We start from the raw sequence: 22,115 nt of genomic DNA, 5'->3' as shown, positions 1-22,115 counted from the left end.
GTATACGGCACTCGAGATCGATCGGCTCGCGTGGTGGGCGGCGACGGATCCGGACGAACGCGAGGCGGTGGCCCGAAGACACGAAACACCGATCGACGCGGCGGCCCGTTCGGGCTCTGCGGACTCACGCGGTTAGCCCGTCACTCGAAACGTCGCCCTCGGCGCGGCGGAAAACGGTCGCCAGAATCGTCGCAAACAGCTTTCTCGGCGGGTCTCAGGGAAGATTCAGCGTCACGTCCGCGGGCGCTGTGTCGAACGTCACGGTCACCGTTCGACCCTCCCGCTCGATTGCGACGAGGTCGGCGCGCTCGCCCGGGAAGTCGTCGGCCGCCACCTCGAGGTCAGCGGCGTCGGCGGCGGCCTCGTCCGTGTACCGGATCACTCCGACGGTGGTCAATCGGTCGCCGGCGAACCGCTGGGACGAGCCGACGCCGACGCGCGGGTCGGTCCCGCCGATCTCCACCTCCGTCTCTCTCGCGACGGACCCGCTCACGATCGCGCCAGGCGGGAGCTCCGCGACCAGCCGCGAGAACTCGTCGTTTTCGTCGACGAACCGATCGCCGTCGCCGTTGGCGGCGTCGATCGCCGACTCGAGGGCCGCTTGGGGACCGCGCTCCCGGCCGGCCGGATCGGTGGCGGCGACGAGGTACTCGTCGGTCGCCGCGAACGCGAACCCGCCGGGTGCGCCGGTGTAGACGTCGAACTCCCCGTACCGCCCGTCGTCCTCGAGGCCGCGGTCGGCCGCGATCGTACTCCCGTCGAACTCGCCCGACAGAACGAACAGCCGGTCGACGGTGAGCGAATAGGCCACGGACTCGATGTCGAACCGCTCGCCGAACACGTCCCGATAGGCGTCCCGCATCGCGTCGGCTTTCGCGAACGCGTCGGTCTCGAGGAGCCCCGCGACGTCCGTGTAGCCAAACTGGACATCGGTCAGGTCGCGGTTGGACGGATCGAACAGCCACTCCGTGTAGCTCGTGGGTCCGCCGTCGGTTTCGGACTCCGTGTCCCTCGCCGTGGTATCGTTGCACCCGGCGAGGCCCGCGACGCTGCCGGCCGCCGCGAGTCCGATCCCCCGCCGAAGGAGGTGCCGCCTCGAGGTCATGCGTCGCTACTACGACAGTCGCGTTATAAAACACGTTCGAAGCATGACAGCTTTCGGAAGGGGTTCGACGCGATCCCCCTCGAAGCCGTTACTCCAGTTGCGCGTCGGTAATCCGCAACCGCCCCCGCGTTCCGTCCCACTCCGTCTCGTACTCCAGATCGATCCGCCGATCCATATGTGGCCCGTCCACCACGAACGTCTCGAACTCGCCGCCTTCGCCCAAGATGTGGACGCCGTACTCCTCGTTGAGCGCCTCGAGTTCTTCGATCGCCTCGTGATCGAGCGTTCGGCCGAGCCACGACTCGTCTAACCCGTGGGCCGCGACCTGAATGATCGTGATCTCGAAGCCGGCCTCGAGCATCGCGTCGGCCAGTTCCCGGGGCTCCTCCTGCCAGAGCGGCGCGAAGAGGTCGCAGTCGAGCCGGTCGCACATCCCCTGAATGCGGCTCGTCTGGTACTCGCTCTCGACGGCCCCCGCGGTGACGCCCGCGATGCCCCCGGGGAGCTCCTCGTCGAGTTCCTCGAGGGCGGCCTCGAGGGGCTCGAGTTCGTCGTCGCCCTGCGCACCCGAATCGGTGGCCGCGTCGGCCGCGAAGTCGTCGGGTTCGACATCGACCAGTTCGATACCGGTGCTCTCGGCGGCCAGCGCGGCCAACTCGGTCGCGGGGACGTGATACATGTAGGAGTCGCCCGCCGGGTGGACCGTGACCAGCCGCTCGACCGGGAGCCCCGTCTCGAGGGCGCGGTACAGCGCCCACGAGGAGTCCTTGCCGCCCGAGAAGAGGCTCACCCACGCGCCGTCTGCATCGCTCATGGTCGGTGGTCGGCGGGGACGGGTAAATGGATACCGAGTCCGACCCGATCAGCGGTCCCGGTCGCCGTCCGAATCCGGGTTCGCGTTCGCGTCGGCACCGCCGTCGGTGCGCTCGGGATCGGTCACGTCCGGTACCGGGTCGCCCTCGGAGTTCGCGCCCGCGTCGGCACTGGGGTCCGGTTCGCGGCCGCCGCTCGCAGTGGCCGTGCCGCCGTTTGCGAGCGTCGTGTCCGAGCCGCCGTCGCTGCGTTCGGCGGCGTCGTTCGAGCCGCTGACCGAGGACGCGATTCTGGCTCCGACGAGGCTCACGACGATGGCGGTGACGACGAACAGCGCGAGTCGCTCGCCGGCCCCCATCACGAACTGCTCGTTCGAGAGAATGCCGAGTTCGTACGCCGGGACGACAAACGAGTCGATGACGTCCTGTTGCTCGAGGAAGTACGCGGCGAACCCGCGGACGACGAGTCCGACGGCGACGACGATAAACGGGAGGTTGAGAAAGGACGTCCGGATCGGGTCGTCGCCGATCGCCTCGTCGAGCAGTCGGCCGGCGCTGGCGGTCAGCGCAGCCATCGCGAGCCACGGGACGCTGTCGAACGCGAATCGGGTCGCCGGGATCACGAACCCCGGCGTGTCGCCGAGGTTCGAGACGGCGAGCGCGCCGACGAACAGGCCGACGAACGTGAGCCCGGCCGCGACCACGTAGGTAACGACCGAGACCTGGCCGGAGTACAGCGATTCCCGCGTCTGGTGGGCGAATCGGGTCAGGAATTCGTCGACGTTGAAGCCCTTGTAGAGCAGGAACAGGCCGATGACGGTCGTGATCGCGGCCGCGCCCATCGCGGGACCGACGGTGGTCGCGAGCACCGGAAAGACCAGGAGCGTCAGCCCGATCGGGACAAGGACGGTCTGGCGGAGCTCCTCGTCCGCGAGGAACTGCTTGAGCAGGTAGTAGGTCGACTCGATGTCCCGGGCCTGCCGGACGACCACCCGATCGACGGAGTCGACGCGGACTCGGCTCTCGACGATCGGGATCAGCCGCTCGTCTTCGGCGCTGTCGGTCACGACGATCGCCGAGTCCGGCTCGTAATCGGCGATGAGGTCGTCGAGTTGCTCGGCGACCGCCCGATCCGCCGACACCATCGATTCGTGATCCCCGGAGACGACCGCGACGACGACCTCCTCGTTTTCGTCGCGCAGGTTCTGGGCGACCCGCAACGACTCGAGTAAGGTATTGACTCCCGAGTCCTCCGGATCCGCGAGGCCGACATCGGTCACGAGCGCGCGGACTGCCTCCCAGCCGACGACGGGCGAACGGAGGCCGGTCTTGCGGCCCACGTCGTCGGTCCGGTCGAGACAGACGACCAGCGTTGTCACGGTAGCCGATCCATTCTGTGCAACGATAAAACCACTCACTCGTTCGAACGGTCACGGTCCGTCGTGACTGCGAGGACGACGATTCGAGCGGCCGACCGCGGATCAGCTCCGCAGCCGGAAGCCGCGCCCGTCGCCGAGGCCGGCGACGCCGGCCCCGAAGGCGTAGGCGACCTGCTGGGCACCCGCACCGACGCGGGCCATCAGCGGGCGCTCGGGTTCGAACTCCTCGACGGTCACCTCGTCCGTCTCGAGGCGGTCAGCGAGTTCGGTTTCGATCTCCCGGCGCGTGCCGAGGTGGTCGACCAGTTCCATCTCGTAGGCCTCCTCGCCGAGGTAGATCCGCGCCTCGGTATCCCGGACGAACTCCGGCTCGAGATCGCGGCCGTCGCTGACCCGCTCGACGAAGGTGTCGTAGTAGTCGTCGATCAGTCCCTGCAGGTACTCGCGTTCCTCGTCCTCGAGTTCCTTCAGCGGGGTGCCGGCGTCCTTGAACTCGCCGGCGGCGAAGCGCTCGTAGGAGAGGCCGACCTTCTCGGCGAGGTCGCTGGCGTTGACCCGGGAACCGATGACGCCGATCGAGCCGACGATCGACCCCTCGCGAGCCCAGAGTTCGTCACAGCCGCTGGCGATCCAGTAGCCGCCGCTGGCACAGACGTCGGTCGCGTAGGCCACCGTCGGCCCGTCGAAGCGCTCGGCCGCGAGCCGGATGTCGTCGCTGGGGACGACCTCGCCACCGGGCGTGTTGAGCTTCAGGAGGAGCGCCCGGACGTTCTCGTCGTCGTTCGCGCGATCGATCTGGTCGACGACGTCGTCGGCCGGCGTCGCGCCCGGACTCGTCGGGAGCGGCCCGCCGCCGCCGTCCCGACTGATCGGTCCCTCGACGGCGACCTCGGCGACGTCGTAGCTCGGGTACAGCGAGCCGGCGATGTTGCTCGTGAATCGCAGTCCCACGAGGACGACGGCGACCGCGACCAGGACGCCGAACAGGTCCGTCAGCGTCGCCGGATAGATGACGAACAGCGCGATCGCGACCGCCGCGGACGCGAACCCGCCGAGGGCGACCGTCAGGAGTCGCTCCGTCCCGTTACTGACCACGGATAGCACCTCGAATCATATCGATACCTCGGAGCGGGTCCCGTTAAGGGTTGACGTTCCGAGAGGAAACGTGTTAGATGGTTTTAACTAACGGCAAACAATATTACCAATCGATGGACCAGCGGAGGAGAGACCTACTCGTCGCAGGCGGCGGGATGCTCGCCCTCGGAACCTATGCCGTCATCACTGGCCAAGCCGGGGAACTCGAGACGAATACGGGCGTTCTCCTCGCCGCGGGCGGTCTCGGAGCGGCCGGCGCTGTCATCGAGTACGCGTGGAACCGGACGATACTACGGGTGATGGTGGCCGCCGTGGGCGGTGGGATCATCGGTGTGCTCGTTTCCAGCGGAGCGTGGTTCGAAGTCCTTGGAGTGTTTTTCTCGGGCATCCTTCTCGCCAGGGGCGGCCGGTATACCCTCGAGCGGTGGCTCTCGGACTCGAGCCCTCCCGCGGAGTCGACCCCCTCGAGATAACACGCGAACGAACCACTCGTTCGCGGTCGCAGCCGGAGACCCACGCGTCGGCCCTGTCAGCGCCGCCTCGAGTCGAATCTGGAGCCCCCGTCGGTCTGGGCCGACTGCGTCGGATCCCCGTCCGACGGCGGCCGTTCCTCGGACGAGCCCGTGCTGCCGTCCCCGATTTCCGTCCCGATCTCGGCCCGGGTTTCGGCGTCCCGCTCGCTCTCGGTCGCGGGGTCCTCGTCGGACCGGCTGTCCAGCCACGCCCGGATGAGGTTCACGCCGTCCTGGAAGAACGGCACCGGATCGTCGGCGACCGCGTAATCGAATCGCGGGTGATCGACGAGCGACGTGGCCACCTCGCGTACGGCAGTCCCGAGCGACGGCCGGTCGACGAGCGGGTACTCCTCGGTCGCGACGCTGTGTAAGTAGCTGAGTTCCCCCCGGAGGAGGTGGCCGCCCATCCCGACCTCGTACGTCGGGTCCGTGGCGATCGGCTCGTCCATCGCCAACTGCCAGTAGTAGTACGGAAAGTCCGCACCCGCTCGCACCGAAAACGGGAGCGACGACCAGAACCGCGGGTTGATCTCCATCAGCTTGAACTCGCCGTCGCTCGGGTCGCGCAGGAACTCGACCATCGCGAGCCCGTGCCAGTCGAGTTCCTCGAGCAGGGCGCGGCCCGCGGTCTCGAGTTCGGGAATGTGGACCGATTCCCGGTAGGCGCTGGGGCCGCCGCAGTACTTCCAGCCCCGGTGCTGGCAGTGTTGGAAGGTCGCGACCGGCGTTCCGTGGTCGTAGAGCGCGAAAAAGCCGAACTCCCGCGAGTCGGGGACCCGCTCTTGGACGATCGGAACGTGACCGCGCTGCTCGAGGACCGCCTGCGGGTCCGGTTTGGTGTCCGGCTGCTGGTACTCCGTCGAGCCGATCTCGGCGTCGTCGAACCGCGCGCCGAGGTAGGCGGGCGAGGCCACGGTGTAGCGCGGCTTGACGATCGTCTCCTGACTCCAGTCGTCCCACTGATCGAGGAGGGCGGTTTCGGGGGCACCGACCCCGGCCGTCTCGGCGGCCGCGAAGAGTTCGACGCGATCTTGGACCCGACGAAGCGTCTCGAAGTCCGGCCACGGCGTCGCGATCTCCTCGGCGAAGGCCTCCTTCCGTTGTGAAAGAACGTAGATATCCTCCTCGCGGACCGGAATGATCGTCTGCACATCCGGGCGCTCGGCAAGCGAGAGGAGCGCGTCTCCGTATCCGGAGAGGTCCGTCTCCGGATCCGGCAGGCGAACGAACTCGTCGCGATAGCTCGAGCTGGCCGCCGGGGTCGACCGCGACTCCGAGCCCACGATAGTCCGAACGCCGCGGGGGTGGAGCGAGCGGAGACAGGCAACGGAGCTCGGTGCGTCAATGCCGGGCACGAGCACGCTTGCGTCGTCCCTGTGTCGTTGCATAGTTGATAGCTGGGGATCTTGTTGCATTGTTATAGATCGGATAACCGAGAGTCTCGAGGGGCGCTGGCGTTTCGCCCGGGATACGCGGCATTAGGCATCGAATACCCGCCGCTCGAGTGCGGAATCCCTGTACGATGTCCACCGCCGTATCCGTCCGTCTCGCAGGTCGAACACGTGGGCGAACGCGATATCAAACGTCTCCTCGCCGACCGTCCCGACGTAGGCTCCCGCTACGATCACCGTCTCGCCCGCATCGATGAATCGTTCCGGAAGCGCCTGAAGGTGGTCCGCCCGTCGGCCCGGTTCCAGCACCGCCGTCTCGAGCACGCAATCGATCCCCGAACTGGTCGGGTCGGCCCGCTCGCCGGCGGTCGCATCGATCCACGTCACGTCGTCGGTCAGTATCGCTTCCAGTTCCGCCGCGTCGTCACGGCCCGTGACGACGCGATTGAACGCGGCGTAGAACTCGGTGAGCCGCTCCTCGGGAGTCGATTGTGTGGCCGATCGCTGCTCGTTGGCTGTCATCTCAGGACTCGAGCGGATCGAATACGCGGGCGGAGAAAAGAGTACGATTCGAGTACACGAACTGAGAACGTCATCGAACGTGTCACGACGGGGCCACCGGCTGCAGGAACGACGCGTTCGGGCGTGGGCGGACGAGACGCGGAGCCGCCGCTACGCGAGCGCTCGAGAACCCCGAAAACTCGGGGAGAGAAATCGCGGTAGACGGGATCGCCTTAGAGCAGTCCGGTCTTCTGGAGCTTCATCAGGTCCTCGGTGTCGAGGGTCTCGCCTTCCTTGAACTTCTGATAGATTTCCTCGGCCTCTTCTTTGGCCTCCTCTTTCTTCTTGTCGCGCTCGGACTTGCGCTCCTCTTCTTCCTTCTTGTCCAGTTCGCGCAGGCGCTTCTGGACGCGGACGAAGTCCTCGTGATGACGGTCGGCGGCCTCCTGGGCCTCGACGAACTTCTCGTGCATCTCGTCGGCCTCGTCACGGATGTCGTCGGCCTCCCGATAGGCCTCGATCATCTGGTTGTGGTGTTCCTGGGCCTTGTCCGCGAGCTCCGTGACCTTCTGGTGGTGCTGGGAGGCGTCCGATCGGACCTGCTCGGCCTCTTCGACGAGCTCCTCGAGATCCTCGTTCTGATCGAGTTTCTGCTTGCGCTCCTCGTACTCCTCGCGCTTGTTCTCGATCTTCTCGATGAGTTCCTTCTCGTCCTCGCTCGAGAGGACCTCGGTCTGTTGCTTAAACTCGAGTTCCTCGATCTCTTCTTCGAGTTCCTCGAGATCCTTGCCCTCGTCGAGCTCCATGTCCGATTTGAGCTGCTCGACCTTGTCGAACAGTTCGTTGGCTTCGGCGTTGAGCTCGTTGCGGCTCTCTTTGTGTTCTTGGACCTGCTCGTTGAGCTCGTCGCGTTGCTCGCGGTGCTCTTGGGCCTCGTCGACTTTCTCGCGGGTCTTCGCGTTGAGATCGTCGCGTTTGGAGGCCCGGTCGGAGGCCATCTGGTTCAGCTCGTTTCGCCGGTCTCGGAGTTGACCGGCCATCTTGATGAGCTGTCCCTTCGATTTGTTTTCTAAGTCGTCCTCTGTCAGTTCGATGTTCTTCGATTCGTCTACCATGTTAGTCAAACCTCTGTGCCATACCCGCACCGGGAAACCAATCGAGCGATCGCTCGAGTCGGATGCCGACGGCTCGGCAAGTGACTCAGGAGAGATCGGTCGATTGTTCGGAGCGACTGCTCACGATCTGCGAAACCTCGGTGAATAAGATTTCCTGTCATCGATCGTCGAGCGATACGCGCCCCGGTGGCGTTCTGGTGACAGATACTACTGGCCCCTATAATTTAAATGTACCGGTCGACAGACCCCTGAAACCGGTTGACAGGGGCCTCGTTCCCCCTTGTTGGGTCGTACCACGGGCCGGCGATGACTTATAAATGATACCGGTTACAGCTCGTCCGATCGTTGACCGCGACCTCGAGGGAGACCCGCTCGGCGTCCCGCGGAATCCGGGACCACCCGGCGGTGATTGGAGTGTCGAGGACGGCCTCAAGGGCCTCGGATGACGGCGACTGCTCGAGCCAAATAAACGCAGCTTCGACGGTTCAGAACGGTCTAAAAGAGGTTCTCGAGCCGGTCGTCGGTCAACTGCTCGGCGTGGTCGGTCGATTCCGTCTCCTGTTCTTTCTTGGCCTCGCGGGCGCGGTCCATGAACCGCTGGATGCGATCGGAGCGCTCCGCGCCGCCGAGCAAGACCAGCGCACCGAGGCGGTCGCTGTCGAGCGGGAAGTCGCCGCCGCGGACCTGCATGCTGCCGGTCTCGTCCTCGAGCCAGTGGCGGGCCTTCTCGACCCCCTTCCGCGGAATCGCGTCGGGATCGCCGGCGATCACCAGCAGCGCCGAGTCGGCCTCCGTCGCGTCGGGCAGGCTCGTCCCCGTCAGCAGGGCCTGCCGCGAGACGGTCATCGTGGTGGTGATGTTCTCGCTGCTGTCCTCGCTCGCGATTTCGGTGGCGTAGCCCAGCGCCGCGACGCCGCCCGCGCGGAGGGTGTTGATGACCTCGCTCGAGTCCACCACGCTTTCCCCGACGCCCTCGACGGCCTCGCCGGAGGCGAAGAGCAGGCCGACCCGCTTCGCGATCTTCTCGTTGATCGTGTCGAACGCGCCTTCGACGCTCTCGCCTTGTTCGTGCCACGAGTCGTTGTCGATCAGCAGCGTCGAGTCGGCCTCCCGCAACAGCGTCTTCAGCGAGCGGCCGGCGTTGGCCTGATAGAGCGCCCCCTCGTTGCGGCCCGGCAACACGCCGAGGGCGTAGACGGGAACGTCGTAGATCTGCTGGAGGTGGTGGACGAGCACGGGCGCGCCGCCGCTGCCGGTGCCGCCGCCGAGGCCGGCGACCACGAAGATCGCCTCGGATTTCGAACTCACGCGGCCGTCGAGCGAGTTCAGCACCTGCTGGATGTCCGACTGCATCACTTCCGTGCCGAGCTCGTTGTCGGCACCGACGCCGTGACCGTTGACGCGGTCGGCACCGATCAGTTGCGTGTCGACGAACTGGAGGGACTGGAGGTCGGCTTCCGCGGAGTTGACGGCCAGCGCACCTTGGACGGCTCCGAAGCCCATGTCCGCGTCGAACCGGGCGAGTCGTTCGGTGACGTTTCCGCCGGCCTGACCGACTCCGATCAGGGAGACTTTCATGTCACGTCCATGTGAGTGGGTCCTGTTTAACGTTTCGGTGATCTGATACGCCGTGTTTAGGATCGAGCGGGCGTCCGCCCCCGGTACTGAGAATTGATAACGTCTCTCGCGGCGAGGGTCGGCGAAGGTCACAATACCTTTCTGCCGTATTCCCGTCGTTGCCGGTATGTTCTACGAACAGCGGATGACCGTTCCCGACTCGCCCGCAGCGCTTCGGGCCGAGTACGCGGACGATCTCGCAGCGGTCGTCGAGCAGCGCGGGGCCGCGGACGCGGCGGCCGACACCGACCTCGAGCAAGCGACGCTCGAGGCGATTTCCGCCGGCGACGAACCCGATCTCACGCTCGAGGAAGCGGCGCAGGTGCAGGCGCTCGCGGAGGGCACACCCGATCCGGAGACGATCGTGACGATGGCGCTCGAGCACCTGCTGTTGGGAATGTCGACGGCGGTCCTCGACGTCGACGCGGTCGAGAGCGACCTCGAGATCGACCTAGATGCGAAGGAGATCCACCAGAAGATCGAGGGGCGAGCGCCGATGTCGTTCGCGGAGTTCGTCCACATCCAGCACGTAATCGCGGACGGCGCGCCGTAGGCGGTTCCGCCTGTGGCGGAGAGTGCCGCTGTAGAGTGTGAGGGGTGGTATCTCTCCCCGGGATTTATCGCGATCGGCGGTGTCCGAACGGCATGTCGAATTCGGAGCGAAGCGAGAACCGACGGCGCGAGATCGACGCGATACTGGATCGCAAAGACGGCACCGAGGCCGTCACCGACCTCGCGGATCGGTACCGAGTCGTCGGTGCCGCAGACCGGAGCACCTACGCGAACTGGCTCACGCCCGTCGAGGACCACTACGTCTGCCACCGCAACGAGACGCTCGATCCCGCGGCCGACTCGTGGACGGTTTCGCTGACCGGCGCGGTCGATCGGGAAAGCGACCTCGAGATGGACGCGATTCGGGACGAGTATCCCACGGTCGCGGTCGCGCACACGATGGAGTGTGCCGGCAACGGACGTGGCTACTTCGACCCCGAAACGGGAAGCGTCCAGTGGGAGTACGGAGCCGCGAGTACCGCGTTTTGGACGGGCACACCGCTGCGTTCGGTCCTTTCGGATCACGGCGCGGCAACCGACGACGGCACGTGGCTCACCGCGGTCGGCGGCGACCGCCCCGAGGTCGACGGCGAGAACGACCTGTTCGCTCGCTCGGTCCCGATGGCCAAGATCCTCGAGGACTGTATCCTCGCCTACGAGATCAACGGGCAGCCGTTGCCACCCGAACACGGCTCTCCGGTCCGATTGCTCGTCCCCGGCTGGTACGGCGTCAACAGCGTCAAGTGGGTCACCGAACTCCGCGTGATGGATCAAATGGTCCACGGCCCGGAGTGGACGGACCGCGACGGGGACGATTACACCCGGTGGCAGCAGTCGTCCTATCGCATCCACCCCGAGGGAGTCGAGCCGGAGTCCAACGCGACCGTCTCGACGTTCGACACGTGGGACCAGTGGGAGTCCGACGAGATCGAGCACCCCTATACTTTCGACGAGAACGTCAAGTCCACGATCGGCTTCCCCGAGGACGGCGCGACCGTCACCCCGCGTGCGGACGGCGTGATCGAGGTCGTCGGCGTCGCGTGGGCCGGGGACGACGACGTGACGGCGATCGAGGTTTCGACCGACGGCGGCGATAGCTGGGCGGAGGGCTCGTTCTTCGGACCCGACTACGACTGCGCGTGGCGGCTGTTTCGCTACCCGTGGGAGCCCGACGAGGGGTCGTACACGCTCGTCTCCCGCGCCACGGACGAGCAGGGCCGTCGACAGCCCGCGCGGATTTCGCGACCAGACGACGCCGACGGAGGCACTGCGGACACTGACGGCAGCGAGGACTACCCGTGGAACGAGGGCGGGTACGCGGAGAACGCATACCTCCCCCACGCGGTCGAGGTCACCGTCGAGTGACTGCGAGCCTCTCCTCTCTCACCGCCGGGTAGTGTCGAACAACGAGTTTGGATTCTCGAGAAACTGCGCCGTCTCAGCCGAAAATCCGCCCTCGAGCGGTGAAATTATGTGCGGTCGACAACGAGAACGGGTATGAACGTTGCAATTCTCGGCTGCGGCCACGTCGGTATCGAACTGGGCCGACAGCTCGCGGCGCGGGGCCACGATCCGATCGGGGTTCGCCGGTCGGCCGACGGCGTCGAGCGGATCAGGGACGCCGGCTTCGAGGCGGTCCGAGCGGACGTCACCGACCGCGAGGCGCTCGCGGCGGTCCCGGCTGTCGACGCGATCGTCTTCGCCGCCAGCAGCGGCGGCCGCGGGGCCGAGGCCGCACGGGAGGTCTACGTGGAGGGGTTACGGACGGCGATCGAGGTCTTCGGCGAGCGCGAAAACGCCCCCGACAGACTCGTCTACACCTCCTCGACGGGCGTCCACGGCGACCACGACGGCGACTGGGTCGACGAGGACACACCGCTCGAGCCGACCACCGAAAAGACCGACGTGCTCGCCGAGGCCGAACGGATCGCGCTCGAACTGCCCGCGGAGTACGGCTTCGACGGCACCGTGGCGCGCTACGCTGGGCTCTACGGCCCCGGCCGGTACCGACTCGAGCGCTACCTCGAGGGGCCCGTCACGGAGGGCTACCTGAACATGGTTCACCGGGACGACGCCGCCGGTGCGGTCCGCTACCTGCTCACCGAGGACCTCGCGCGCGGCGAGGTCGTGCAGGTAGTCGACGACGAACCGGCCGCGAAGTGGGACTTCGCGGACTGGCTGGCCGACGAATGTGGCGTCCCGGAGCCGCCGAAACAGACGAAAGCCGAGCGGCTCGAGGACGGCGACCTCTCCGAGGCGGGGCGGCGGCGGATCCTGACGAGCAAGCGGTGTTCGAACGAGAAGCTGCGGGCCCTCGGCTACGAGTTCACGTATCCCACCTTCCGCGAGGGGTATCGCGACGCGATCGAAACGTACCGCGACGCGTCCGCTGACTGAGGATTCCCCCTCGTATCGGGGGAAATCGGGGCAAATTTCATGGTGGTTGGATTTGATTTGCCGATATGAGCTATCGGCGCGCCTCGGCGGGCGGTGCATTCGTCGGGGCGAACCCGTTGGTGACCGAGCCGCTCGGCGACTCGGTCCGGTCTCTCGACCCACTCGTTCTCTCGCTTCTCGTTCTCGCCGTCGTCGGCGTCGTCCTCGGCGGCTGGTGGGTGATTCGCTGGTTTCGTCGGCCGCCGGGTGCCCGGCTCCAGCGCACGCTTGCCGGGCACGACGCGGTGACGGTATTGATGCACCCGAATCCGGACCCGGACGCCATGTCGTGTGCGATGGGCGTCGCGAAGATCGCGGAATCGGTCGAAACCGACGCGACGCTCCAGTTCTCCGGCGAGATCCGCCATCAGGAGAACCGCGCGTTCCGGACCGTTCTCGATCTCGACCTCGAGTCGATCGAGGCGAGTTCACAGCTGGCCGCCGACCCCGTGGTGTTGGTCGATCACAACACACCGCGGGGATTCACCGGAGCACAGACCGTCGAGCCGATCGCGGTCGTCGACCACCACCCCGGAAACGGGGCCGGGACGAAGTTCACGGATGTCCGAACCGACTACGGCGCGGCGTCGACGATCATCGTCGAGTACCTGAACGATATCGGCGCGACGATGGCCGACGAGGACGGCTCGAGCGGGTTTCAGGTCTCACAGGAGCTCGCGACGGGGCTACTCTACGGCATCCAATCGGACACGAACCACCTGACAAACGGCTGCTCACGGGCGGAGTTCGACGCCTGTGCCGCGCTATTTTCCGGCATTGACGAGGACCTGCTCGATCGGATCGCTAACCCGCAGGTCAGCGACGACGTGTTACAGGTCAAGGCGACGGCGATCACCGAAAAGCGGATCGAGGGCCCCTTCGCGGTCTGTGACGTCGGCGAGGTCGGCAACGTCGACGCGATCCCCCAGGCCGCGGACGAACTCATGCACCTCGAGGGAGTCACGGCGGTCGTCGTCTACGGCGAACACGACGGCACGCTCCACCTCTCCGGGCGCTCGCGTGACGATCGGGTTCACATGGGCGAGACGCTGCGCCACGCCATCAGCGACATTCCGATGGCCAGTGCGGGCGGTCACGCGCGGATGGGCGGCGGTCAGCTCTCGGTCGATCACATGAACGGAATCGGGCCCTCCGACGGGATCAGCCGCGAGGAGTTCGAACAACGGCTCTTTTCCGCGATGTCCGGCGAGCGGTAACCGGTCAGTCGCCGGGCTCGAGGAGCGATCGCAGCGCCGCCGGATCGGCCGTTTCGCCGGTTCCGACGAAATATGCCGCACAGGCGTTGCCGAGCGCGAGCGCCGTCTCGAGGGGCCAATCGCGGGCCAGCCCGCAGGCGAGCCCGGCCGAGAACCGGTCGCCGGCACCGGTCGTCTGCACTGGATCGCCGAGATCGATCATATCGACGGCGACGGTGTCGTCCTCGGTCGCTCCGACGGCGGCGTCCGCGCCGTGGGAGACGACCGCGGTGATTTCGATAGTCGATCGAAGTGCTGCGACTCTGTCTCGAGTACTGTGCCGGTCGGATTCCGCGACTCCGGCCCGTTCCGAGACGTCGGCAGCCAACGCGGCGGCCTCGAGTTCCGTCGGGTTCACGCTCAGGACGATCTCGAGGGAGTCCGTGGCCGAATCGGCCCGCGAGAGCGCGTGCAACAGGGTCGCGAGCGCCGCGGGCTCGACGGTCTCGATCGGACCGGGGTCGACCACGACCGGAAGCGACTCGGCCGGCGGTTCCGACGCCAGCCGGTCGAAGACCGCCGTGAGGCCCCGAACCGAGACCCAGTTCACACAACAAAGAGCGTGCGCGCCGGTGAGTCGATCCCAGTCGACGACTGCGAGCAGGTCCGCGAGTCCCCAGTCTTCGGCCGGCCCGGGGTCCGAAAAGAGGAGTTCGTCCGCGTCGAAGTCGACGACCCGAATCGTCGCCGGCGTCCCCATCGAGTGCGTCTCGAACGGCAGGTCGGAGAGCACCGGATGGTCGAGATGCCCGACGAGCGTCGCCGTCTCGCCGAGCGCGTGGATCTGCGTCGCCGCGTTGACCGCCTGTCCGCCGGGACGGACCGCGGTCGGCTCGAGCGAAAACGCGCGACCGCCGTCCGCGAGCTGGTCGGCGAACGCATCGGCCACCTCGAGGCGGTCGCCGCCCGCTCCCGAGAGCGTATACCAGCGGTCGACGCTGCCGTCGGGCAGCGAGACGACGCGCCGGTCGGCCCCGGTCTCGAGGCCGTCGAGTCGGTCACGGAGTTCGTCGGAGTACACGGTCCGGAGTGGGCCGCTCGTCGGCAAAAAGGAACGGCCGGCACGACCGCTCGAGTCCCCGCCGTCGTCTCGCTGATCTCGGCCGGTGCGCTACCGGATCTCCTTCCACTCGGAGCCGCAGTTCGGACAGATGCGGACCGTCTTGATCTCGTCCGGGTCGTTTTCGGTCTTCAGCGGCTTCTCGCACTCGCCGCAGACGAGTCGATCGTAGGTGTCCTTCTCGAGGTCGCCGGCGCGGAGTGCCTTCCGGACTGATTTCATATTCGGCCTGTAGGCAGGAGGGGAAGAAAAAGACCGGTGCTTTATCGAGTCTCGAGTCGATTCCGCGTTCGGACTGGGGTCAGACGCCCGTCGGACTCGCTATCGCCGCTGCCGGCCGGTCGATCTGGCCGCATTCGTGGCCGTTTTACCGGTCCGCTCGAACACCACACCGATGGAGTACGTCCAGGAGCGGATCGCCACGCTCCACGAGTTCGGCGCGGGAGACGGGGGAGCGGGCGGCGACCTCGCCCGCGACGCCGCCGCCGTGGTCGCCGAGACGGCCGTCGTCGTCCCGATGGCCGGCCGCGAGCACGAGAGCCCCGCCGCCGAACGCGTACTTCGGGAACTCGAGTCCCTCGAGCCGGGGCCGGCCGCAGTCTTCGTCCCCGTCCGCGCCGAGCCCGACCGGATCGGCCCGTTTCGCGAGTGGCTCGACGCGTTCGCGCTGCCGACGCGCGTGCTCTGGTGTAACGCGCCGGCCGTCGACGCGCTGCTCGCCGACGCGGGACTGGGCGGCGAGTTCGGCAAGGGCCGGGACGTCTGGCTCGCGCTCGGTCCCGCCGCCGACGCCGCCGACGCCGTCGTCGTCCACGACGCCGACGCGCGGAGCTACGAGGCCGGGCACGTCCGTCGGCTGCTCGCGCCGCTGACGATGGACTTCGACTTCGCGAAGGGATACTACGCCCGCGTCGAGCGCGGACGGCTCTACGGTCGCCTCTTCCGACTGTTCTACGAACCGCTGTTGCGGACCCTCGCGGACGCCCACGACGCGCCGATCGTCGACTACCTCGGCGCGTTCCGATACGCGCTTGCCGGCGAGTTCGCCGCGACCGCCGGCCTCGCCCGCCGGCTTCGCGCGCCCCGGGCATGGGGCCTCGAGGTCGGGACGCTCGGCGACGCCTACGAGGTCGCTGGCTTCGGCGGGACCGCACAGGTCGACCTCGGCCGCCACGAGCACGACCACCGCGCGGTCGCCGGCGATACCGGTCTCGAGGGGATGAGCCGCGAGGTCGCCGCCGAACTCCTGCGGGTGCTCGAGGAACACGGGGTCGCCCCCGAGTACGAGACCTTGCCCGAGCGATATCGGGCCGTCGGCGACGACCTGATCGACCAGTACCGCGCCGACGCGGCGTTCAACGGGCTCGAGTACGACCCCGCGGGCGAGCGGGATCAAGTGGCCCGCTACGCCGAATCGATCGCGCCGCCGGGACCCGACGCGCGCCTCCCCCGGTGGGTCGACGCCCCGTTCACGCCGGCCGACGTGCTCGCAGCGGCCCGGCCGTGGCGCGAGCGGCGGCTCGGCTCGCGCTCGCAAGACTAAAGACTAATCCCGTCACCCGCCGTTGGATCGCGTATGGACGCGACCGCCGACGAACTGGCCGGCGTGGTCGACCTCTTCGGCGGGGTGACCCGCACGGAGTTAGAGCGGGCGCTCGCCGAGGCCGCCTACCGCGCCGACGGGCAGTCCGTCGACGACGATGCCCTCGGGGCGGCGATCGACGAGGCGCTCGAGTCGTTCGCGCTCGTTCGGTACGATCCCGGCGAGGACGCCGCGGCGGCGTCGACCGCGGACGGCGAGCCGCTGCTGGTCGCCGGCCCGACGGCCTTTCCGACGGTGCCCGAACACGCGGAGGACGTTCCGCACATTCTCGACATCGAACGCCGACAGCTCGACCGCGACGCGCTGGGAGCGGCGACCCGCGAGCGCCTGATCGACGCCGCCGACGAAGCCGTCGCGGCGGCCGACACGGAGCAGCTCCGGAGCCTGATCGACGTCAGTTACGACGTCGAGGCGTGGGCACCGGTCGATCTCGCGGACGAACGGACGCGGCTGGAGGACGCGCTCGAGGAATGACGGCGCGGAGATTGACCCTCGAGCCGGTCGCGAACTACGAGCCCACCGAGATCGGCGATCAGGAGTTCGACGCGGCGGTCCTCGCGCCGATCGTCGACCGCGACGGCGAGGACCACCTGCTCTTTACCCGGCGGGCCGACCACCTCGGCGAACACCCCGGGCAGATGAGCTTCCCCGGCGGCGGGGCCGAGCCGGAAGACGACACCATCCTCGAGACCGCGCTCCGGGAGGCAGACGAGGAGATCGGTCTCGAGCGCAGCGAGGCCGAAGTCGTCGGCCAACTTGACGACATCCGAACCGTCACGGAGTACGCGGTCACGCCCTTCGTCGCACACGTCCCGGATCGGGAGTACGTCCGCGACGACAGCGAAGTCGCCGAGATCGTCGTGCTCCCGCTCTCGGGACTGCTCGATCCGGACAACTACGAGTACGAACGGCGCTCACACCCCTACTACGGCGAGATCGTCATCCACTACTTCCACGTCAACGGCTACACCGTCTGGGGCGCGACGGGCCGGATTCTGGTGCAGTTACTCGAGTTGGCGACCGATTTTGAAGCGCCCGAGAAGGTCGATCGATCGGGTTCTGAGTTCTGATTCTCGCAGACCGGCATCGAGCCATCGAGAAAGGGGCGGCTCGCGGCAGTCGGACGACGGTATAGTTACAATCCCTCGAGCGAGCGCAACTTCTGCTCGACATCCGGCGGCGCGGCGCTCGGGCCGTCGCGCACGCGGTGGTCCGGAATGAGGATCGGGGCCGGATTCTCGGCGAGCGCGGTCCGGACGAGGATGATGTCGTCTTCGTCCTCGTGATCGAGCCCCGAGGTCATCCGGGCGAGCGTCTCGACGGTCACCTGATCGCCGTAGGGAATGTCTCGGACTCCCTCGAGGACTGCCCGCTGATCGGTGGGCATGGTCATCGCGACCGTGACGTCGTCGAAGGTGACCGGCTCGAGCCCGTCGAGGTACTCGAATAGCTGATCGAGCACGTCGTGGTCGTCCTCGGCGTCGTCGTCGGGGATCTCGGGAAACGAGACGCTCAGGACCCGCCCGCTGGCGGCTCCGAGCTGGACGTACCGGTCGAGATACGACGATTGCCGTGCGTAGATTCCAGCGTCCGTAACGTCCTCCATAGCCGTCCGTAGGCGATCCGTGCTTGAATAGCCGCCGGTCCTCGCTCTCGAGGTGGTCTTCCCCCGGACTCGAGTACTGGGTGTCGAGTCTCGGTCCGGTCGGCCTCGCCTCGCTCGTCGCGTCCCAGCGTGCGCTATCGGCTGAGGATGACGCAAGCCTTATGTACATATGAGTACGTCGATGTACAATAATGAACTCCGATACGGAGCTCGCTCCCGCGGTGCGGTCGATACTCGAGGCGGCACGGGAGCGGTCGGGCGGGGAAGGCGTCGTCGACGTCGACGCGCGCTCGCTGCCCGACGCGCTGGCCGCCGCCGAGGCCGACGGGCGAGTCCCAGTGATCGCGGAGGTGAAACCGACGAGTCCGACGGCCGACGGCGCTCGAGAGGACGATCCCGTCGAACTCGCCGAGGCGATGGTCGCGGGCGGCGCGGCGGCGATTTCGGTCCTCACGGAACCGACCCACTTCGGCGGCTCGCCCGAGGCGCTGACCCGCATCCGCGAGGCCGTCGACGTCCCCGTCTTACGCAAGGACTTCGTCCTCGACGAGGCGGGAATGGACGTCGTCGAAGCGGACCTCTTCTTGCTGATCACCAGGTTCGTCGACGACCTCGAGGCGCTCGTCACGGCCGCCCGCGAGCGCGGCTTTCAACCCCTCGTGGAGGTCCACGACCGGGTGGAACTCGAGACCGCGCTCGAGGCGGGGGCCGACATCATCGGCGTGAACAACCGCGATCTGGGGCGACTCGAGGTGGACCTCGAAACCTTCGAGTCGGTCGCGCCCGAGGTGCCGGACGACGTAACGCTGATCGCCGAGAGTGGCGTGTCGTCGCCGGCGGACGTTCGACGGATGCGCGCGGCGGGTGCCGACGCCCTGCTGGTCGGCAGCGCCATCATGGACCACGGCGCGGGCGACAGCGACGTGACAGAGAACACGCGGCGACTCACGCGGGCGGAATCGGCGGAGACGGATCAGACATGAACGAACACGACGGAGACACACAGACATGAGCACGGAACGCGAACGAGACGACGAGAGCCGATCCGACCGGGCGGGCACGTTCGGCGACTACGGCGGCCAATACGTCCCCGAGGCCCTGATGCCGGCGCTACAGGAACTCGAGGACGCCTACGAACGCTACGTCCTGGAAAACGAGGACGGCTTCATGGACGAGTTCCGCGAGCGGATGCGCGATTTCGGCGGGCGGCCGACGCCGCTCCAGCGCGCGGATCGACTAAGCGAGCGCTACGACCGCGAGGTCTATCTCAAGCGCGAAGACTTGCTCCACGGCGGGGCCCACAAGCTGAATAATGCACTCGGACAGGTCCTGCTCGCGAAGTATATGGGCAAAGAGCGGATCATCGCCGAGACCGGTGCGGGCCAACACGGCACCGCAACGGCCATGGCCGCGGCCCACCTGGACATGCCCTGCGAGATCTACATGGGCCGAACCGACGTCAACCGCCAGCGGCCGAACGTCTACCGGATGCGGATGAACGGGGCCGAGGTGAATCCGGTCGAGGCCGGCAGCGCCACCCTCAAGGAGGCGATCAACGAGACGATGCGCGACTGGGCGACGACGGTCGAGCGGACCCACTACGTCATCGGCTCCGTCGTCGGTCCACACCCCTTCCCGCAGATGGTCCGGGACTTTCAGGCGGTCATCGGTGACGAGATCCGCGACCAGATTCAAGAGAAGGCCGGCCGACTGCCCGATAGCGTCGTCGCCTGCGCCGGCGGCGGCTCGAACACGATGGGGACCTTCCACGCGTTCGTCCCCGACTGCGCGAACCCACGGTTCGCGGACGGCTCGAGCGGCGACGAGCCGCGAGAGCACGTCGACCTCTACGCCGTCGAAGCCGGCGGCTCGAGCCTCGAGATCGACGAGGAAGAGGGTCTCGCACCCAACTCCGCGACGCTCTCGACGGGCACCGACGGCGTCCTCCACGGCGCGATGACGAAGCTCCTCCAGAGCACCGACGGCCAGATCATGGAGTCCCACAGCGTCAGCGCGGGACTGGACTACGCCGGGGTCGGCCCCGAACTCTCGCATCTCGTCGAGACCGGGCGAGTCACGCCCGCGAGCGTCGACGACGACGACGCGCTCAACGGCTTCCACCGGCTCTCACGACTCGAGGGGATCATCCCGGCGCTGGAGTCGAGTCACGCGCTGGGCTATCTCGAGGAAGAACACGACCGACTCGGCGACCTCGTCGTCGTCAACGTCTCCGGCCGCGGCGACAAGGACCTCGAAACGGTGCTCGAGGAGACCGAGAAGCGTGATCTCGAGGCCGCACCTGACGTGGAGGTGTTCGACTCGTGAGCGAGTACGACAGCGACGTCGAGGCCGCCATCCGCGAGGACTACCCCGCACTGATCACCTACATCACGGCGGGCGATCCCTCGCTCGAGGACACCAAGGAATATGTCGAGGCCCTCGATCGCGGCGGCTCGGACCTGATCGAACTCGGGCTCCCCTTCTCGGAGCCGATCGCGGAGGGGCAGACGATTCAGGCGGCGATCAACCGCGCGCTCGCGGCGGGGACAACCCCCGAGGGCTTCTTCGAGTTGGTCGACGACCTCGAGACCGAGGCACCGCTACTGGTGATGACGTACTATAATATGATCCTCCAGTACGGGGACAGCGAGGCGCCACGCGCCTCGGATAGCGATGCGGCGAAGCCGCAGAGCAAGCCCGATGTTCGTCCGTTCGTCGAACGGGCCGCGGAGGCGGGCCTCTCAGGCATCATCGTCCCCGACCTCCCCGCCGAGGAGGCCGAGCCGCTGCGGGCGGCCTGTGACGACCACGGGCTCGATCTCGTCTTCATCATCGCGCCGACGACCGAGGGCGAGCGCCTCGATACGATCATGTCTCACGTCTCGGGCTTCGCCTACGTGCAGGCCCGCCTCGGGACGACCGGCGCGCGCGCGAACGTCTCGAGTGCGACCCACGACAGCCTCGCGCGGCTGTCGGAGTACGACGTGCCCAAGGCAGTCGGCTTCGGCGTCAGCGAGGGTGACCACGCGGCCGAAATCATCGAGGCGGGTGCCGACGGCGTCATCGTCGGCAGCGCGCTCGTCGACATCATCGCCTCGAGCGACGACCCCAGCGACGCGGTCGACGCGCTCGAGGCCAAAGCCCGCGAACTCAAGCGCGGCGCACGCCGCGGCGCGGACTCTATCACGGTCGACCCCGAAGATACACCGGAACCAGAACAGCCATAACGGCAAGCTTGCTACACTCCCGCAATGACCACAGGAATCGACGCACGACTCGAGCGAATCGGGACAGACGGATCGTTCGTAATCGTCCCCATGGACCACGGCCTCACGATGGGTGCCGTCCAGGGACTGAAAGACATCGAATCGACCATCGACGGCGTCACCACCGGCGGTGCGGACGCGGTTCTCACGCAGAAAGGGATCGCGCCCCGCGTCCACGAGAACAAGAACGGCAAGGGCTACATCGTCCACCTCAACGGCTCGACCACGATCGGCCCCGACGAGCAGGACAAGCGGCTGACCGGCACCGTCGAGGAAGCGATCCGAGCGGGTGCCGACGCCGTCTCCTTCCACATCAACGTCGGCTCGGACTACGAACCAGATCAGATCAGCCAGCTCTCGGAGGTCACCGAAACGGCGAAGCGCTTTGGCATTCCGGTGCTCGCGATGGCCTACGCCCGCGGCCCCGGCGTCGATTCCGCGGACCCCGAAGCGCTCGGTCACGCGGTCCGACTCGCCGAGGAACTCGGCGCTGACATCGTCAAGACCGGCTACAGCGGCGACTCCGAGAGCTTCCAGCACGTCGTCGAGTCGACCCGGCTGCCGGTCGTCATCGCCGGCGGCTCGCGGGGCACCGACCGCGAGACGATCGACATGGTCCGCGGCGTGATGGACGCCGGCGGTGCCGGGATCTCCATGGGCCGCTCGATCTTCCAGCACGAGGACCCCGAGGCCATCGCACGAGCGGTCGCCGCCGTCGTCCACGACGACCGCTCGACCGACGAGGCGCTGGCCGAAGCGGGACTGGCGCTCGAGGCCTAACTCTTCACTTCTCTCTCGCAGCGTTC

General features: G+C 67.3%; 24 protein-coding genes. 13 read left to right on the top strand and 11 right to left on the bottom strand.

The genetic code is table 11. The features are described from left to right. Positions 1-214 precede the first annotated feature (214 nt). The 4 genes from C489_RS00735 to sppA all read right to left on the bottom strand — a co-directional run bounded on the left by C489_RS00735 (position 215) and on the right by sppA (position 4,391). Positions 215-1,105, bottom strand: a complete 891-nt coding sequence (locus C489_RS00735) for a hypothetical protein (protein ID WP_006429162.1) — start codon at positions 1,103-1,105, stop codon at positions 215-217. Between the two features lie 88 nt (positions 1,106-1,193). Next, positions 1,194-1,919: a diphthine--ammonia ligase gene (locus tag C489_RS00730; protein ID WP_006429161.1), complete on the bottom strand. Its 726-nt coding sequence runs from the start codon at positions 1,917-1,919 to the stop codon at positions 1,194-1,196. Positions 1,920-1,967: 48 nt separating this feature from the next. Continuing rightward, positions 1,968-3,296 carry a DUF373 family protein gene (locus C489_RS00725; RefSeq protein WP_006429160.1) on the bottom strand — a complete coding sequence of 443 codons (1,329 nt, stop codon included), beginning with the start codon at positions 3,294-3,296 and terminating at the stop codon, positions 1,968-1,970. A 102-nt stretch (positions 3,297-3,398) separates the two neighbouring features. Continuing rightward, positions 3,399-4,391, bottom strand: coding sequence for a signal peptide peptidase SppA (gene sppA / locus C489_RS00720; RefSeq protein ID WP_006429159.1), 993 nt, complete (start codon positions 4,389-4,391; stop codon positions 3,399-3,401). A 113-nt stretch (positions 4,392-4,504) separates the two neighbouring features. Between sppA and C489_RS00715 the strand changes: the two genes are divergently transcribed. Next, positions 4,505-4,864 (top strand): hypothetical protein, encoded by a 360-nt coding sequence (locus tag C489_RS00715; protein ID WP_152423077.1) that lies wholly within the window; start codon positions 4,505-4,507, stop codon positions 4,862-4,864. 56 nt (positions 4,865-4,920) lie between these two features. Here C489_RS00715 and C489_RS00710 read toward each other — a convergent pair whose 3' ends face one another. From C489_RS00710 to C489_RS00700, 3 genes are all read right to left on the bottom strand, one after another. Beyond that, complete coding sequence (locus tag C489_RS00710; RefSeq protein WP_049890475.1) at positions 4,921-6,294, bottom strand: carboxylate--amine ligase; 1,374 nt, start codon at positions 6,292-6,294, stop codon at positions 4,921-4,923. 90 nt (positions 6,295-6,384) lie between these two features. Beyond that, complete coding sequence (locus tag C489_RS00705; protein ID WP_006429156.1) at positions 6,385-6,819, bottom strand: nuclear transport factor 2 family protein; 435 nt, start codon at positions 6,817-6,819, stop codon at positions 6,385-6,387. A 212-nt stretch (positions 6,820-7,031) separates the two neighbouring features. Further along, a complete protein-coding gene (locus C489_RS00700) occupies positions 7,032-7,913 on the bottom strand; it encodes a coiled-coil protein (protein WP_006429155.1) in 882 nt (293 codons plus the stop codon). A 317-nt stretch (positions 7,914-8,230) separates the two neighbouring features. Between C489_RS00700 and C489_RS22830 the strand changes: the two genes are divergently transcribed. After that, positions 8,231-8,359: a hypothetical protein gene (locus tag C489_RS22830; RefSeq protein WP_275039560.1), complete on the top strand. Its 129-nt coding sequence runs from the start codon at positions 8,231-8,233 to the stop codon at positions 8,357-8,359. A 49-nt stretch (positions 8,360-8,408) separates the two neighbouring features. On the opposite strand, the gene C489_RS00695 is transcribed toward C489_RS22830, so the two are convergent. Next, complete coding sequence (locus C489_RS00695) at positions 8,409-9,491, bottom strand: tubulin/FtsZ family protein (RefSeq protein ID WP_006429154.1); 1,083 nt, start codon at positions 9,489-9,491, stop codon at positions 8,409-8,411. 166 nt (positions 9,492-9,657) lie between these two features. Here C489_RS00695 and C489_RS00690 point away from each other — a divergent pair, with 166 nt between their 5' ends. The 4 genes from C489_RS00690 (at position 9,658) to C489_RS00675 (ending at position 13,735) form a co-directional block, all read left to right on the top strand. Then, entirely contained in the window at positions 9,658-10,083 is a 426-nt protein-coding gene (locus C489_RS00690) for a DUF5791 family protein (protein ID WP_006429153.1), read from the top strand. A gap of 92 nt (positions 10,084-10,175) precedes the next feature. Continuing rightward, positions 10,176-11,447, top strand: coding sequence for a sulfite oxidase (locus C489_RS00685; RefSeq protein WP_006429152.1), 1,272 nt, complete (start codon positions 10,176-10,178; stop codon positions 11,445-11,447). Between the two features lie 132 nt (positions 11,448-11,579). Continuing rightward, positions 11,580-12,479 (top strand): SDR family oxidoreductase, encoded by a 900-nt coding sequence (locus tag C489_RS00680; RefSeq protein ID WP_006429151.1) that lies wholly within the window; start codon positions 11,580-11,582, stop codon positions 12,477-12,479. A gap of 65 nt (positions 12,480-12,544) precedes the next feature. Next, entirely contained in the window at positions 12,545-13,735 is a 1,191-nt protein-coding gene (locus C489_RS00675; RefSeq protein ID WP_006429150.1) for a DHH family phosphoesterase, read from the top strand. 4 nt (positions 13,736-13,739) lie between these two features. Here C489_RS00675 and C489_RS00670 read toward each other — a convergent pair whose 3' ends face one another. Beyond that, complete coding sequence (locus C489_RS00670) at positions 13,740-14,795, bottom strand: PfkB family carbohydrate kinase (protein WP_049890474.1); 1,056 nt, start codon at positions 14,793-14,795, stop codon at positions 13,740-13,742. A gap of 90 nt (positions 14,796-14,885) precedes the next feature. Then, the gene (locus tag C489_RS22000; protein WP_006429148.1) at positions 14,886-15,056 is read right to left on the bottom strand and encodes an HVO_0758 family zinc finger protein; all 171 of its coding nucleotides are present in this window, start codon (positions 15,054-15,056) and stop codon (positions 14,886-14,888) included. 172 nt (positions 15,057-15,228) lie between these two features. On the opposite strand from C489_RS22000, the gene C489_RS00665 reads away from it, so the two are divergent. From C489_RS00665 to C489_RS00655, 3 genes are read left to right on the top strand one after another with little or no spacing between them, the layout of a single operon-like run. Then, entirely contained in the window at positions 15,229-16,377 is a 1,149-nt protein-coding gene (locus C489_RS00665; protein WP_006429147.1) for a glycosyltransferase family protein, read from the top strand. A gap of 33 nt (positions 16,378-16,410) precedes the next feature. Further along, entirely contained in the window at positions 16,411-16,911 is a 501-nt protein-coding gene (locus tag C489_RS00660) for a DUF7109 family protein (RefSeq protein ID WP_006429146.1), read from the top strand. Beyond that, positions 16,908-17,507, top strand: a complete 600-nt coding sequence (locus C489_RS00655; protein ID WP_006429145.1) for an NUDIX hydrolase — start codon at positions 16,908-16,910, stop codon at positions 17,505-17,507. Before C489_RS00660 ends, C489_RS00655 begins: the two co-directional genes overlap by 4 nt. A gap of 65 nt (positions 17,508-17,572) precedes the next feature. Here C489_RS00655 and C489_RS00650 read toward each other — a convergent pair whose 3' ends face one another. After that, positions 17,573-18,043 carry an MGMT family protein gene (locus tag C489_RS00650; RefSeq protein ID WP_006429144.1) on the bottom strand — a complete coding sequence of 157 codons (471 nt, stop codon included), beginning with the start codon at positions 18,041-18,043 and terminating at the stop codon, positions 17,573-17,575. A gap of 191 nt (positions 18,044-18,234) precedes the next feature. Here C489_RS00650 and trpC point away from each other — a divergent pair, with 191 nt between their 5' ends. The 4 genes from trpC to C489_RS00630 are packed head-to-tail and all read left to right on the top strand — an operon-like array spanning position 18,235 to position 22,089. After that, on the top strand, positions 18,235-19,026 hold the full coding sequence (gene trpC, locus C489_RS00645) for an indole-3-glycerol phosphate synthase (protein WP_006429143.1): 792 nt from the start codon (positions 18,235-18,237) through the stop codon (positions 19,024-19,026). Positions 19,027-19,051: 25 nt separating this feature from the next. Beyond that, on the top strand, positions 19,052-20,368 hold the full coding sequence (gene trpB, locus C489_RS00640; protein WP_006429142.1) for a tryptophan synthase subunit beta: 1,317 nt from the start codon (positions 19,052-19,054) through the stop codon (positions 20,366-20,368). Continuing rightward, positions 20,365-21,270: a tryptophan synthase subunit alpha gene (gene trpA, locus C489_RS00635; protein ID WP_006429141.1), complete on the top strand. Its 906-nt coding sequence runs from the start codon at positions 20,365-20,367 to the stop codon at positions 21,268-21,270. Before trpB ends, trpA begins: the two co-directional genes overlap by 4 nt. A gap of 24 nt (positions 21,271-21,294) precedes the next feature. Further along, positions 21,295-22,089 (top strand): 2-amino-3,7-dideoxy-D-threo-hept-6-ulosonate synthase, encoded by a 795-nt coding sequence (locus tag C489_RS00630; protein ID WP_006429140.1) that lies wholly within the window; start codon positions 21,295-21,297, stop codon positions 22,087-22,089. The last annotated feature ends 26 nt before the right edge of the window (positions 22,090-22,115 follow it).

The sequence above is a fragment of the Natrinema versiforme JCM 10478 genome (genome assembly GCF_000337195.1).
Classification (GTDB): Archaea; Halobacteriota; Halobacteria; order Halobacteriales; family Natrialbaceae; genus Natrinema; species Natrinema versiforme.
This window is presented reverse-complemented; position numbering and strand designations above follow the sequence as displayed.

Bases quoted from the DNA above. Each gene is read 5' to 3' on its own strand.
- C489_RS00695 (WP_006429154.1), bottom strand. From the start codon at position 9,491: ATGAAAGTCTCCCTGATCGGAGTCGGTCAGGCCGGCGGAAACGTCACC.
- C489_RS00630 (WP_006429140.1), top strand. From the start codon at position 21,295: ATGACCACAGGAATCGACGCACGACTCGAGCGAATCGGGACAGACGGA.
- C489_RS00710 (WP_049890475.1), bottom strand. From the start codon at position 6,294: ATGCAACGACACAGGGACGACGCAAGCGTGCTCGTGCCCGGCATTGAC.
- C489_RS00685 (WP_006429152.1), top strand. From the start codon at position 10,176: ATGTCGAATTCGGAGCGAAGCGAGAACCGACGGCGCGAGATCGACGCG.
- C489_RS00650 (WP_006429144.1), bottom strand. From the start codon at position 18,043: ATGGAGGACGTTACGGACGCTGGAATCTACGCACGGCAATCGTCGTAT.
- C489_RS00660 (WP_006429146.1), top strand. From the start codon at position 16,411: ATGGACGCGACCGCCGACGAACTGGCCGGCGTGGTCGACCTCTTCGGC.
- C489_RS00665 (WP_006429147.1), top strand. From the start codon at position 15,229: ATGGAGTACGTCCAGGAGCGGATCGCCACGCTCCACGAGTTCGGCGCG.
- trpC (WP_006429143.1), top strand. From the start codon at position 18,235: ATGAACTCCGATACGGAGCTCGCTCCCGCGGTGCGGTCGATACTCGAG.
- trpB (WP_006429142.1), top strand. From the start codon at position 19,052: ATGAGCACGGAACGCGAACGAGACGACGAGAGCCGATCCGACCGGGCG.
- C489_RS00700 (WP_006429155.1), bottom strand. From the start codon at position 7,913: ATGGTAGACGAATCGAAGAACATCGAACTGACAGAGGACGACTTAGAA.
- C489_RS00655 (WP_006429145.1), top strand. From the start codon at position 16,908: ATGACGGCGCGGAGATTGACCCTCGAGCCGGTCGCGAACTACGAGCCC.
- C489_RS00735 (WP_006429162.1), bottom strand. From the start codon at position 1,105: ATGACCTCGAGGCGGCACCTCCTTCGGCGGGGGATCGGACTCGCGGCG.
- C489_RS00675 (WP_006429150.1), top strand. From the start codon at position 12,545: ATGAGCTATCGGCGCGCCTCGGCGGGCGGTGCATTCGTCGGGGCGAAC.
- C489_RS00715 (WP_152423077.1), top strand. From the start codon at position 4,505: ATGGACCAGCGGAGGAGAGACCTACTCGTCGCAGGCGGCGGGATGCTC.
- C489_RS22000 (WP_006429148.1), bottom strand. From the start codon at position 15,056: ATGAAATCAGTCCGGAAGGCACTCCGCGCCGGCGACCTCGAGAAGGAC.
- C489_RS00680 (WP_006429151.1), top strand. From the start codon at position 11,580: ATGAACGTTGCAATTCTCGGCTGCGGCCACGTCGGTATCGAACTGGGC.
- C489_RS00690 (WP_006429153.1), top strand. From the start codon at position 9,658: ATGTTCTACGAACAGCGGATGACCGTTCCCGACTCGCCCGCAGCGCTT.
- C489_RS22830 (WP_275039560.1), top strand. From the start codon at position 8,231: ATGATACCGGTTACAGCTCGTCCGATCGTTGACCGCGACCTCGAGGGA.
- C489_RS00730 (WP_006429161.1), bottom strand. From the start codon at position 1,919: ATGAGCGATGCAGACGGCGCGTGGGTGAGCCTCTTCTCGGGCGGCAAG.
- C489_RS00705 (WP_006429156.1), bottom strand. From the start codon at position 6,819: ATGACAGCCAACGAGCAGCGATCGGCCACACAATCGACTCCCGAGGAG.